Below are 12,378 nucleotides of genomic sequence, written 5' to 3'. Positions count from 1 at the left end.
TGCGGTTGAGATGAGGGGCGCGTGCCGCCCTTCTGCTTGCGCCCGGTTCGGGGCGAAATGACGGGGCAGGCCGGGCTCCTCCCTTCCCGGCCTGCCCTATGATGTCAGTGGGGCATGGGCGCGGGCTCCAAGTCCGGTAGCATGTCCGGTTCAAGGCTGGCGGGGTCGATTTGCGCCGCGCCGCCTGCGATGAAAAAGCGCGGGATGCGGCCCAGCCGATGCACCAGCGCGGCGTCTTCGCCGAGCGCCTCACGCCAGGCGATGCCCTCGGTCAGGATGGTTCCGGCGGCCAGCACCGTGGCTCCGGCGCGCCGCGCCAGCCGCATCGACGCGGCAATGCTGGCGCCGGTGGCGATCACGTCATCCACCACCACCACGCGGCGCCCCTGAAGCAACGGCACTTGCCGCCGATCCAGCATCAGCCGTTGCGGCGTGTCCGAGGTGATCGAGCGCACCGGTTCGAACAGCGCATCGGCAAGGTGGAACTTGGGCGATTTCTGCAAGATCAGGTAACGGTCAAGGCCAAGGTGGCGGCTGACCTCCATTGCCACCGGAATGCCAAGCGTGGCGCTGCCGACGACGACGTCGGGTTTGAGCGCGGCAAAGCGTTCGGCGAGCGCCCGCCCGACGCGATCGGCAAAGGCCAGCCCCATGTCGATGTCCATCAGCAGGGCGATGGCGCGCTGCTCATCCAGCGCCAGCATCGGCAGACGCTCGGTCTTGCCGGCGATCTCGACGTCGTAGTGATGGGGCGCGATCAGGCGCAAGGCGGCCTCCGGTGGGATGGGTGTTTCGGGGCAACATTCCAACATGACAGGCAAATGACAAACGCCAAGAATCCGACGCGGCGTTGAATTTTTCTCAACGCTCTGAAATGTTGGCATCAGCGGGGCCAAAATGGGACGTGACAGCCAATGCAGAAAGTGTTTTTCACACGCTTTTTCAGATATATGGAGGAAATCGCGCGGCTTGGATCGATCCGGCGCGCCGCCGAGGTTCTGAACGTTTCCGCCTCGGCCATCGACAAGCAATTGCTGCGCGCCGAGCAAGATTTGGGCGTTCCCCTGTTCGAGCGTCACCCTCGGGGCGTGCGCCTGACCTCGGCCGGCGAATTGCTGATGTACCGGATGCGCGGCTGGCGGCGCGACATGCGCGCGGTGTCGGCCGAGATCGAAGAGCTCAAGGGCCTGAGCCGCGGCGAGGTGCGCATCGCCGCCCCGCAGGACGCGGCCTCGGGGCTGTTGCCACGGGCGCTGGCGGCGTTCCGGGCGGCGCATCCGAAAATCACCCTGTCGCTGCGGGTGTCCGGGTCGGACAACGTCCGGCAGAGGGTGATCGACGGCGAAGCGGATCTGGGCCTGACCTTCAGCCCGCGCCCGCTGCCGGGGGTGTCGGTGCTACGCGAGGTGCCGTTCCGGGTGCTGGCGCTGCTGCCCTCCGACGGGCGCGCGCGTCAGAGCGTGTCGCTGGGGCGGTTTTTCAGCAAGCCGGTGCTGTTGCCCGGCGCGGGCAGCCCGCTGCGCGATATACACGACATTGCCGCCGCGCGCGCGGGCGTCGAACCGCTTGCGGCGATCACGGCGGACAGCACCGAGGTATTGCGCGCGCTGGTACGCGAAGGCTGCGGCCATGGCCTGATCGCCGTATGTGCGGGCCTGCCCGAGCGCCCCGAACCCGGTCTTGATGCGATCCCGCTAAGGGGGCCCGCGTTGCCGCCGCTGTCGCTGGCCCTGATCGCCCCGCGCGACACCTCGTCGTCGCTGGCGGCGGTGCTCGCCCGGCGCCATTTCGAAGTGTTCATGGATCGGTTGCGGGGCTGATCCTCCGGGGGCGCTGCCGGTGATCAGGTTGCGAAACAGCCGCGCGCCGGGTGTCAGCGGAAACCCGATGCGCCTTGGCCCCTTGGCGCTAGATGATTTGAGGAACCCGGCCCGAGCCAAATCCGCAAGATCGATATGTGCTGCGGGCATTGCCAAATTGTCTGCCGGGGGATTGCCAACTTGACGGCATCAGCATGAGACGGCCGCCAGGGGTGTTTGTGTCAGGCGGTCATTTCGAGCGCATAGTTGGCCACAGGCCGAAGGCATCGGATCTTGCATGGCGGTATGAGGCGGTGGAGAGACGAAAGCGACGAGGTCTGAAAATTGTATCGATTTGATCGTGGGCCGCGAGGAACCTTTGCGCCTGCCGGTTCGATTTGAACCGGCCCATGACCTTGTCTCGCTTCCGGATTGGTCGGTGTGACCCTTCTATGCGGTTGTTGAGCCCTTTATGTGCCCGGTGATCGGCTTCAGGCGCGAGAGCACGGATCGGTTTGATGTAACTGCGCAATTTGTCAGTCACGACCACACGCGGCGTGCCATAGCGGGCGATCAGCCGGGCAAGGAAACGCTTGGCGGCTTTGGCATTTTGGCGTGGTTGCACAAGGATATCCAGCACATCCCCATTCGCGTCCACCGCTCGCCACAACCACTGCTTCACGCCGTTGATCGGAACGACGACTTCGTCCAGATGCCACTTGTCGGCAGCAGCGGGGCGGTCACGTTTGATGCAATCGGCGAAATGCCGACCAAACCGGTTCACCCATTTGCGCACGGTTTCCCGGCTGACGGCTACACCGCGTTCGGCAAGAAGATCCTCAACGTCCGCCGAGCTGAGCGCGAAGCGATGATAGGCCCACACCGCGTGGGCCACGGCTTCACGAGGAAAACGATAGCCTTTCAAGCGCGGCATCTCAGCTGGTATCATCATGCCAAAACGCTAGACGCCCCCAGGGGCTTCAGAAAGTTGGCAATGCCCGCTAACGCTCTATGCAAAGCGCGGAAACTATGGGGCCTTCAAGGTGCCTTGACGGAGACAGTTGCGAATGGAGAGCGTTGTGATCGAGGCAGGAGACGCTCAGCCAAGAATGCCCGCCGTCGTGTCCAGCAGGGTTGGCAGAAATTTCTCCAGCGCCAGCTGTTCGTCATAGGTGATGCCGGATAGCGAGATTTGCACGGCCGCATCGGCCTGCCCTTCGGTGCCCCTGATCGGGGCGGCCACGCTGATTTCGTTCAGTAACATCTGATCGCGGGTGATACAGAAGCCATCTTCGCGCGCCTTCAGGATGCTGCGGGCGATGTCATCCCGGTTCATCAGCGTTTTGCGCGTCGCCTGTACCACGGGCCACTCGGCGCAGGCCGCGGCGATATCGCTTTCGGATCGGGTCGACAGCATCACCCGGCCCGCGGCGGTGTTCAACGCCGGCAGGCGGCGCCCCACGATGCTGGCCGCGAAATGGGTGCGCTGGTTCGGCAATCTGAGCGAATAGATGATGTGATCCCCCGAGATCTGCGCAAGGTTGATGGTTTCACCCTTGGCCTGACTGAATTCGATCAGCTTGGGCAGGGCCCGCGCGATCAGAGGATCCGACCAGTAATAGGTATAAGCCAGTTCCAGCCAGGCGTGGCTGGGGCGAAACCGGCGGGTTTTGGGATCGCGTTCCAGCATCCCTTCCAGATGAAGGGTGTGGGCCATGCGCTGGACCGAACTTTTCTCCAGCCCGGTGCGCGCAACAAGATCGGTGAGCGACAGCGAAACATGCGATTCATCGAAGGCCCGCAAGATCTGCAACCCGCGTGCGAGGGTGCTGACGTAAAGGCTATCCTGCTTCTTTTGCATTCATTTAATCCACTTGGTGCAATTCCGGGTGCGTCTTTGCGCGCAAACTCTTGACGACAGCCCATTCTATTCGATTACTAATCTTAAATAACAATCATAACTATCAAATAATGATACAATCAGCAACTCAACAGGACAAAACCATGCTTGCAAAGTCTCCGACACGCTCCTCTTTTCTCGCCGCCGTGCTGATGGCCGGCGTTGCCATGCCCGCCTTGGCCGACAAGGCCTCGGGCACGCTTGATGTCGCCTTCACCAAAGAGCTCGAGAACGTCGACAGCTATTTCAACTCGTCGCGCGAAGGCGTGGTGTTGCAGCGTGCGATCTGGGACGGGCTGATCTACCGCAACCCGGAAACCAACGAATATGTCGGCAACCTCGCAACCAGCTGGGAGTGGGTCGATGACACCACGCTGGAATTCAAGCTGCGCGAGGGTGTCACCTTTCACAATGGCGAGCCCTTCAATGCCGATGACGTGGTGTTCACGGTCGATTTCGTCGCCAACGAAGAAAACGGCGTGAAAACCCAGCGCAACGTCAACTGGATGGACTATGCCGAAAAGATCGACGATTACACCGTCCGCATCCACCTGAAGGAAAAATTCCCGGCGGCGATCGAATTCCTGTCCGGCCCGGTGTCGATGTACCCCAATGAGTATTACGCCGAGGCCGGCCCGTCGGGCATGGGGCTCAAGCCCATCGGCACGGGCCCCTACAAGATGGTCGACGTTATTCCGGGCCAGCATTTCGTGCTGGAAGCCAACGAATCCTATCACGACAGCCCCAAGGGACAGCCCGAGATCGCCAAGATCGACATTCGCACCATTCCGGACGTCAATACCCAGATGGCCGAGCTGTTTTCCGGCTCTCTCGATCTGATCTGGCAGGTGCCTGCGGATCAGGCCAACAAGCTGGCCCAGATGGACCAGTTCACCGTGGCCAATGAATCCACCATGCGGGTGGGCTATCTGCAGATGGATGCGGCGGGCCGTTCGGGCGACACGCCCTTTACCAACAAGCTGGTGCGTCAGGCCGTCAACTATGCGATCAACCGCCAAGAGCTGGTCGATGCCCTGCTGCAAGGCGCGTCCAAGGTCGTCTATACACCCTGCTTCCCCAGCCAGTTCGGCTGCGTGCAGGACGTCACCGAATACGAGTACAACCCCGAAAAGGCCAAGGAACTGCTGGCCGAGGCCGGTTACCCCGACGGGTTCACCGTGGATTTTTACGCCTATCGCGACCGTCAGTATGCCGAGGCGATCACCTCGTACCTGAACGCGGTGGGCATCAAGACCAACTTCAACATGCTGCAGTATTCCGCCCTGCGCGAGATCAACATGAAGGGCGAGGTCCCGATCTCGTTCCAGACCTGGGGCAGCTATTCGATCAACGATGCCTCGGCCATCGTCAGCCAGTTTTTCAAGCATGGCTCGCTGGACAGCGCCCGCGATGACGAAGTTCTGGAATGGCTCAACGTCGCCGACAGCTCGACCGATCCCGACACCCGCGTGGACAACTACGCCAAGGCGCTGAACAAGATCACCGAAGAAGCCTATTGGGCGCCGATGTTCACCTACAACACCAACTACGTGTTCAAGGATGAGGTCAGCTACACCCCCACCGCCGACGAGGTGCTGCGCTTTGTCGACATGAGCTGGAAGTAAAACCCACCGGGGTTGAGGGGCGGCGCGTCTCTCAACCCCTTTTCACGTCTGATACCTCGCCCCCCTGAAACGCATGGCCCCGCGCCGCGCGAAAGGTTGTCTATGCTCACATTCATACTGAAACGGCTGGGATTGGCGCTGCTGGTCGCCTTTACCGTCAGCTTCATCAGCTTTTCCCTGCTGTTCCTGTCCGGAGATCCGGCGGCAGCGCTGGCTGGGGAAACCGCCAGCGGCGAAGATGTCGAGGCGCTGCGGCGGCTTTACGGCTTTGATCGCCCGATGCTGGTGCAATACGGCGAATGGCTGTTTTCGGCGGTGCGCGGGGATTTTGGTGAGAGCTATTACTTCAAACTCCCGGTCTCCAACCTGATCGCAGAGCGTTTGCAGGTTACGATGATCCTGGGGGTCTGCGGCATCCTGTTTGCGCTGCTGACGGCAGTGCCGCTGGGCGTGGCAGCGGCGATCCGGCCGAATTCGCTCATCGACCGCTTCGCCCTGTTCCTGTCGGTTGCCGGGCAGGCGATGCCGTCTTTCTGGTTTGGCCTGATCCTGATCGTGGTGTTTGCGATCCAGCTGGGCTGGCTGCCCCCGTCCGGTGCGAACACGTGGCGGCATTTCATCATGCCCACCATCGTTCTGGGCTATTACGCCATGCCCGCCATCATGCGCCTGACGCGGGCGGGGATGCTGGATGTGCTCGGCTCGGATTTCATCCGGACCGCGCGGGCCAAGGGGGCGGGCGAGACCCGCGTGCTGTTCAAGCACGCGCTGCGCAATGCCATCATCCCCGTGGTCAGCCTTGCCGCGGTGCAGATGGGGTTCATGCTTGGCGGTTCGATCGTTTTGGAAAGCGTCTTTGCCTTGCACGGCGCAGGTTATCTGGCGTGGGAAAGCATCGCGCGCAACGACCTGCCCACGGTGCAGGCGCTGATCCTTGTCTTTTCGATGTTCTACATCGTGTTCACCTTTCTCGCCGACGTGTTGAACGCGTGGCTCGACCCCAGAATGCGGAGCGCCTGAAATGAGCGACGTTACCGATCCACTCGCCCGGGAGATCGAGGGCCCGTCGCCGCGGCAGATGCTCAAATCCCGCGCAGCGTCGCACAAGGGGCTGATTTTCGGCATGTCCGTCGTGGCCTTGCTGGTGCTGGTCGCGCTTCTTGCCCCGGTGCTTGCTCCGCATGATCCCTATGCGCAAAGCCTGATGAAGCGCATGGTGCCGCCGGTGTTCATGGGCGGCACTTGGGAACATCCGCTGGGCACCGACCACCTTGGGCGGGACTACCTGTCTCGGCTGATCTATGGCGCGCGCGTGTCGCTGATGATCGGGGCCATCGCGGCGCTGATTTCCGGGGTGATCGGCACGGCGATGGGCGTCGCGGCGGGCTATTTCGGCGGCAAGGTCGATGCGGTCGTGACCTTTCTGATCAACGTGCGGCTTGCCATGCCGGTGGTGCTGGTGGCGCTGGCCGTGGTGGCGATCCTTGGCGGGTCGCTGACGGTGGTGATCTGCGTGCTTGGCCTGCTGCTGTGGGACCGCTTCGCGGTGGTGATGCGCGCCTCGACGCTGCAGATCAGCCGGCGCGATTACATCGCCGCGGCGCAGGTGATCGGGGCCTCGACCCCGCGCATCCTGCTGAGCGAAATCATGCCCAACGTGTTCAACAACCTGATCGTGATCGTCACGCTGGAAATGGCCCATGCCATCCTTCTGGAGGCGGCGCTGTCGTTCCTCGGGCTTGGTGTGCAGCCGCCCACCCCGTCCTGGGGGCTGATGGTGTCAGAGGGCAAGAACATGATGCTGTTCGAACCCTGGCTGGTGCTGATCCCGGGCGTCGTGCTGTTCGTGCTGGTGCTGGCGATCAATCTCATGGGGGACGGTCTGCGCGATGTCACCGCCCCGGAAGGACGGAGCTGAGCGATGACCACCCCTTTGCTGAGCGTCAGGAACCTGACGCTGGATATCCCGACCGGCAGCGGCACGTTGCACGCGGTGCGCGGCATCGACTTTGAGCTTGCGCGCGGCGAAACCCTGTCGATCGTCGGGGAAAGCGGGTCGGGCAAGTCGCTGACCTCGCTCGCGGTGATGGGCCTTCTGGGCAAGTCGATCAAGCGGTCGGCGGACGAAATCCGCTTCGACGATGTCGATCTGCAGCGTGCGGGCAAGCGCGTGATGCGGGATTTGCGCGGCAATCGCATCGCGATGATCTTTCAGGAACCGATGACCTCGCTCAACCCGGCCTACACCATCGGCGATCAGCTGATGGAAACCCTGTTGCTGCACCGCAAGGTCAGCAAGGCTAAGGCCCGGGCCAGGGCGGTCGAGCTGCTGGAAAAGGTCGGCATCACCGCCGCCGCAAGTCGTCTGTCGCAATATCCGCACCAGCTGTCGGGCGGCCTGCGGCAACGGGTGATGATCGCCATGGCCTTGATGTGCGAACCGGACCTGCTGATCGCGGATGAACCGACCACGGCGCTGGACGTGACCATTCAGGCGCAGATCCTGCGCCTGCTGGTCGATCTGACGCGCGAGATGAACATGGCGATGATCCTGATCACCCACGACCTTGGGGTGGTGGCGCGTGTCGCCGACAAGGTGGCGGTGATGTATGCGGGCGAGCTGGTCGAAACCGGTCCCGCCGCGCAGGTCTTTGCCGCGCCCAGCCATCCCTACACCCGCGGGCTTTTGCGCTGCATTCCGCAACCGGGCAAGACCGCACGCGGCGCGCCGCTGGGCACCATCGCCGGCATCGTTCCCTCGCTGGTGGGCGAGGTCACGGGCTGTGCCTTTCGCACCCGCTGTCCACATGCGCTGCCCGCCTGCCGAGACGCCATCCCGCAGCGCGGCGACGCCGGCCACGCCTTTCGCTGCGTGTTCGCCGACGGGGCCCAGTCCCGGGAAGGAGAGATCGCATGAGCGATATTCTGACGCTTGACCACGTCAAGAAGACCTACCGCGTCAAACAGGGGATGTTTGGCAAGCACCGGCCGCTGACGGCGGTCAATGATGTCTCTCTGACGATGCGCAAGGGCGAGGTTCTGGGGCTGGTCGGGGAATCCGGCTGCGGCAAGTCCACACTCGCCAAGCTGCTGTTGGGGCTCGAGACACCCACCGACGGCAATGTGCTGGTCGAAGGTGACCGGATGCAGGATCTGGACCGCCGCGCCCTTGCCGGGCGGCTTCAGCCGATCTTTCAGGACCCGTATTCCTCGCTGAACCCGCGCAAATCCATCTATGATCTGATTTCGCTGCCCCTGCGGGTGCATGGCATCGGCGATACCACCAGCCAGCGCAAGGCGGTGCTCGAGATGCTGGACGTGGTGGGCCTGCCGTCACGGGTCATCAACACCTATCCCAGTCAGATGTCGGGCGGTCAGCGCCAGCGTGTGGCGATCGCCCGCGCCCTTGTGATGAAGCCCGAAATCGTCATCTGTGACGAGCCGACATCGGCGCTGGACGTGTCGGTGCAAAGCCAGATCCTGAACCTTCTGGGCGATTTGCGCCATGAATTCGGCCTGACCTATCTGTTCATCTCGCATGATCTGGCGGTGGTCGAACATCTCGCCACCCGCGTGGCGGTGATGTATCTCGGCCGTATCGTCGAAGAAGCGCCTGTCGCCGACCTGTTCGAACGCCCGCGCCATCCGTATACACGCGCGCTGCTCAGCTCGGTGCTGACACCGGACCCGACGCAGGGCGTGCCGGAAACCGCGCTTGGCACGGCCTATCCCAACCCGATCGACCCACCTTCGGGCTGTGCCTTTCATCCGCGCTGCCCGCATGCGAGCGCGCATTGCGCCGCCGTGGCACCACGCCCCCTGCAAACCGACGCGGGCCGGGTGGAATGTCATCTGCACGACCCTCAAAGCCCGATGTACAAGGAAACAGCCGCATGAGCGCGATGTCCAAAACCCAACATGTCTGCAAGCATGTGATCGAAACGCCGGGTGGCGTTGTCGCATCCCAGCACCGCCTTGCCGCCGAGGCAGGGGCAGAGGTGCTGCGCGCCGGCGGTGATGCGGTGGATGCGGCGGTGGCCACATCCTTTACCATCGGCGTGCTGGAACCCTGGATGAGCGGCCCTGCGGGGGGCGGGGCGGCCGTTCATTGGCGCGCCGATACGGGCGAGGCCGTGGCCATAAACTTTGGCATGCGCTCACCCAAAGGGCTGGATGTAGGCGATTATCCGCTGTCGGGCGATGGCAAGGCGGGCGATCTGTTCCCGTGGGAACGGGTGGTCAATGACCGCAATGTGCAGGGTGCCACTGCCATCGCTGTGCCGGGCACCGTGGACGGCCTCGGGCAGGCCCATGCGCGCTGGGGTCGGATGCCTTGGGCCGAGCTGCTCGCCCCCGCCATCGCCCATGCGCGCGAGGGTATGCTGGTCGACTGGTACGCGGCGTTGCTGATCGCGTCGGTGGCGCGCAACCTTGCCCAGGATGCGGATGCCGCAGCCTTGTTTCTGGATGACGGGATCTGGCCCAAGGGCTCTGGCTGGACGGCGATCCCCGACAACCGGCTGGACCAGGGCGCCATGGCCGACACCTTGGACGCATTGGCCAAGGGCGGCGCGCGCTCCTTCTATTCCGGCGACATCGCTCAGGCACTGGCGGGTGATGTGCAGGCCAAGGGCGGCTGCCTGTCCACCGAAGACCTCGCCGGGTATCGCGCGTGGATGGGCCGCGCGCAGCCCGTGCCTTACCGCGATGCGATGTTCCACGTCATGCCGGGACTGACCGCCGGGCCGACCTTTGCCCGTGTCGTAGAGCAACTGTCGGATCAGGATCTGTCGACCCCTGCGCAAGCCTATCCGGCCTATGCCGGCGCGCTTGCCCGCGCCTATGCCGAACGGCTGGGCAAGATGGGCGATACCGGCGAAATCCCCGAAGCTCCCGGCTGCACCACGCATTTCTCGGTCGTGGATCGCGCGGGAAACATGGTGGCGCATACCCAGACCTTGCTGTCGATCTTTGGCAGTCGCGTGGTGTCCCCGTCCACTGGCCTGTTGATGAACAACGGGATCATGTGGTTCGATCCCGAACAGGGCAAACCGAACTCGCTGGCACCGAACAAATCCTGCCTGATGAATGTCTGCCCCATTGTGGGCACCCAAGGCACGCGCAGCTTCGCGTTGGGCGCATCGGGCGGGCGCAAGATCGTCTCGGCGGTGTCGCAGCTGGCCTCGTTCATCACCGACACCGGCATGGATATCGGTGCGGCCTTTCACGCGCCGCGCATCGACGTGTCGAGCGGGACAGGTGTGATCGCCGATGAAACCCTGCCCCCCGAGGTGCTGAGCGCCATCGAAACCGTCCTGCCCGTGCAAACCACCAGACGCACCGTGTTGCCCTATGCCTTTGCCTGCCCCGCCGGGGTGATGCGCGATGGCGCGATCAACACGGGATGCACCGAAATCATGTCACCTTGGGGTGACACAGCCCTGGAAGAGACAGCATGACCCGCCAGTCCGCCGTAGACAAAGCCACCGAATATTTCGAAACCGGCGCTTTCCAGACCGATCTGGCCCATCTTGTGTCCTATCGGACCGAAATCCAGAATCCAGCGCCCGAAGCTCGTGCTGAAGCGTTGCGCTATCTGACCGAAACCATGCTGCCCCGGCTTGAGGCAATGGGTTTTGTTTGCGAACTGCTGGAGAATCCCGACCCCAAGGGGGGCCCGCTGCTGATCGGCGAGCGGGTCGAAGGTGAAGACCTGCCCACCATCCTGACCTATGGCCATGGCGATACGGTGCTGGGACAAGAGGGCATGTGGCGCGACGGGCTCAAGCCCTGGGAGATCACCGAAGAGGGCGAGCGCCTGTTTGGGCGCGGCACTGCCGACAACAAGGGCCAGCATCTGATCAACATCGCCGCGCTTGAATGCGTGCTTGCAACGCGCGGCAGCCTTGGCTTCAACACCCGGATCATTCTGGAAATGAGCGAGGAGGTGGGCTCGGTCGGCTTGCCCGAAGTGTTCCGCGCCTACAAGGACCGGCTGAGTGCGGATGTACTGATCGCCTCGGACGGGCCGCGCTTGCAGCCCGACGTGCCGACCATGTTCATGGGCTCGCGTGGGGGGACAACGTTCGATCTGTTGGTGGAAACCCACGAGGGCGCGCATCATTCTGGCAACTGGGGCGGGCTGCTGGCCGACCCTGCGATGATCCTCGCCCATGCGCTGGCCTGCATCACCGATAAGCGTGGTCAGATCAAGGTGCCCGAATGGCGCCCCGACAGCCTGACAGACGCGGTACGCGAGGCCCTGCGTGATCTGCCTGTAACGGGCGGCGACGGCCCCGCAGTGGACCCTGACTGGGGCGAGGAAAGCCTGACCCCCGCCGAGCGGGTCTTTGGCTGGAACAGCTTTGCCGTGCTCGCCATGGTATCTGGCGTGCCCGAAGCGCCGGTCAACGCGATTTCGGGATGGGCGCGGGCAACCTGCCAGCTGCGCTATGTCGTGGGCACTGATCCGGCCGGGATCCTGCCCGCACTGCGCCGCCACCTCGATGCGCATGGCTTTGAACGGGTGCATATCCGCCCGCATGATCGTGGTTTCTTCGCAGCGACCCGCCTTGATCCGACCCACCCCTGGGCGCAGTTCGTGGGCGCGTCGATCCGCGAGACCACGGGCGATCTACACGTGCTACCCAACCTCGCGGGATCACTGCCCAACGACAGCTTTACCGACATTCTCGGGTTGCCGACGATCTGGGTGCCGCATTCCTATCGCGGCTGCTCACAGCACGCCCCCAACGAACATGTGCTCAAGCCCGTGTGCCGAGATGCGCTGCGGGTCATGGCCGGTGTTTTCTGGGATATCGGCGCAAAGACCCCGCCTGGCGGGGAGGTAGCCGCATAGGCCGAAGGAGTCCATGCTACCGCCAGGGTGGGCTGCCATTGCCTGGGCTTTGTTGCACAATTCGTTCGCGGGATTCACTGTCTGAATCCAGCATGATCGCTGGGGGTATGAGCAGTTGGCGGTAGTGCCCCGAGAGGTGGTGTAAGAGCGCCGACCTTCGGAGAGGTCCAAGGCTGATCAGGTCGCCACGGCGGA

The 12,378-nt window shown here is 63.4% G+C and carries 10 protein-coding genes and 1 pseudogene; 8 read left to right on the top strand and 3 right to left on the bottom strand.

The window, feature by feature from the left end; genetic code table 11:
- Positions 1–104: 104 nt before the first annotated feature.
- Positions 105–767, bottom strand: coding sequence for a phosphoribosyltransferase family protein (locus tag Q4543_RS19870; protein WP_303441196.1), 663 nt, complete (start codon positions 765–767; stop codon positions 105–107).
- Between the two features lie 147 nt (positions 768–914).
- Between Q4543_RS19870 and Q4543_RS19865 the strand changes: the two genes are divergently transcribed.
- Positions 915–1,820 carry a LysR family transcriptional regulator gene (locus tag Q4543_RS19865; RefSeq protein ID WP_303441195.1) on the top strand — a complete coding sequence of 302 codons (906 nt, stop codon included), beginning with the start codon at positions 915–917 and terminating at the stop codon, positions 1,818–1,820.
- 221 nt (positions 1,821–2,041) lie between these two features.
- Here Q4543_RS19865 and Q4543_RS19860 read toward each other — a convergent pair.
- Positions 2,042–2,751, bottom strand: a pseudogene (locus Q4543_RS19860) (IS6 family transposase).
- 147 nt (positions 2,752–2,898) lie between these two features.
- Positions 2,899–3,660 carry an IclR family transcriptional regulator gene (locus Q4543_RS19855; protein WP_303441193.1) on the bottom strand — a complete coding sequence of 254 codons (762 nt, stop codon included), beginning with the start codon at positions 3,658–3,660 and terminating at the stop codon, positions 2,899–2,901.
- 143 nt (positions 3,661–3,803) lie between these two features.
- Between Q4543_RS19855 and Q4543_RS19850 the strand changes: the two genes are divergently transcribed.
- The 7 genes from Q4543_RS19850 (at position 3,804) to Q4543_RS19820 (ending at position 12,183) form a co-directional block, all read left to right on the top strand.
- Positions 3,804–5,324 (top strand): ABC transporter substrate-binding protein, encoded by a 1,521-nt coding sequence (locus Q4543_RS19850; protein ID WP_303441191.1) that lies wholly within the window; start codon positions 3,804–3,806, stop codon positions 5,322–5,324.
- A 102-nt stretch (positions 5,325–5,426) separates the two neighbouring features.
- Complete coding sequence (locus Q4543_RS19845; RefSeq protein WP_303441189.1) at positions 5,427–6,344, top strand: ABC transporter permease; 918 nt, start codon at positions 5,427–5,429, stop codon at positions 6,342–6,344.
- 1 nt (position 6,345) lies between these two features.
- Positions 6,346–7,242, top strand: coding sequence for an ABC transporter permease (locus Q4543_RS19840; protein WP_303441188.1), 897 nt, complete (start codon positions 6,346–6,348; stop codon positions 7,240–7,242).
- A gap of 3 nt (positions 7,243–7,245) precedes the next feature.
- Positions 7,246–8,241 carry an ABC transporter ATP-binding protein gene (locus Q4543_RS19835; RefSeq protein WP_303441185.1) on the top strand — a complete coding sequence of 332 codons (996 nt, stop codon included), beginning with the start codon at positions 7,246–7,248 and terminating at the stop codon, positions 8,239–8,241.
- On the top strand, positions 8,238–9,221 hold the full coding sequence (locus Q4543_RS19830; RefSeq protein WP_216002536.1) for an ABC transporter ATP-binding protein: 984 nt from the start codon (positions 8,238–8,240) through the stop codon (positions 9,219–9,221). Before Q4543_RS19835 ends, Q4543_RS19830 begins: the two co-directional genes overlap by 4 nt.
- A complete protein-coding gene (locus Q4543_RS19825) occupies positions 9,218–10,783 on the top strand; it encodes a gamma-glutamyltransferase (protein ID WP_303441182.1) in 1,566 nt (521 codons plus the stop codon). Before Q4543_RS19830 ends, Q4543_RS19825 begins: the two co-directional genes overlap by 4 nt.
- Entirely contained in the window at positions 10,780–12,183 is a 1,404-nt protein-coding gene (locus tag Q4543_RS19820; RefSeq protein ID WP_303441180.1) for a M20 family metallopeptidase, read from the top strand. Before Q4543_RS19825 ends, Q4543_RS19820 begins: the two co-directional genes overlap by 4 nt.
- The last annotated feature ends 195 nt before the right edge of the window (positions 12,184–12,378 follow it).

Origin of the sequence: Salipiger sp. 1_MG-2023, from assembly GCF_030547555.1 — a bacterium.
GTDB lineage: Bacteria > Pseudomonadota > Alphaproteobacteria > Rhodobacterales > Rhodobacteraceae > Salipiger.
Note: the sequence above shows the minus strand (reverse complement) of the source record. Positions and strands in the feature narration are given on the sequence as shown.

What these genes read in the sequence shown, in the direction of transcription:
- Q4543_RS19865 (WP_303441195.1), top strand. Translation starts at nt 915, where the DNA reads ATGCAGAAAGTGTTTTTCACACGCTTTTTCAGATATATGGAGGAAATC.
- Q4543_RS19855 (WP_303441193.1), bottom strand. Translation starts at nt 3,660, where the DNA reads ATGCAAAAGAAGCAGGATAGCCTTTACGTCAGCACCCTCGCACGCGGG.
- Q4543_RS19850 (WP_303441191.1), top strand. Translation starts at nt 3,804, where the DNA reads ATGCTTGCAAAGTCTCCGACACGCTCCTCTTTTCTCGCCGCCGTGCTG.
- Q4543_RS19845 (WP_303441189.1), top strand. Translation starts at nt 5,427, where the DNA reads ATGCTCACATTCATACTGAAACGGCTGGGATTGGCGCTGCTGGTCGCC.
- Q4543_RS19840 (WP_303441188.1), top strand. Translation starts at nt 6,346, where the DNA reads ATGAGCGACGTTACCGATCCACTCGCCCGGGAGATCGAGGGCCCGTCG.
- Q4543_RS19835 (WP_303441185.1), top strand. Translation starts at nt 7,246, where the DNA reads ATGACCACCCCTTTGCTGAGCGTCAGGAACCTGACGCTGGATATCCCG.
- Q4543_RS19830 (WP_216002536.1), top strand. Translation starts at nt 8,238, where the DNA reads ATGAGCGATATTCTGACGCTTGACCACGTCAAGAAGACCTACCGCGTC.
- Q4543_RS19825 (WP_303441182.1), top strand. Translation starts at nt 9,218, where the DNA reads ATGAGCGCGATGTCCAAAACCCAACATGTCTGCAAGCATGTGATCGAA.
- Q4543_RS19820 (WP_303441180.1), top strand. Translation starts at nt 10,780, where the DNA reads ATGACCCGCCAGTCCGCCGTAGACAAAGCCACCGAATATTTCGAAACC.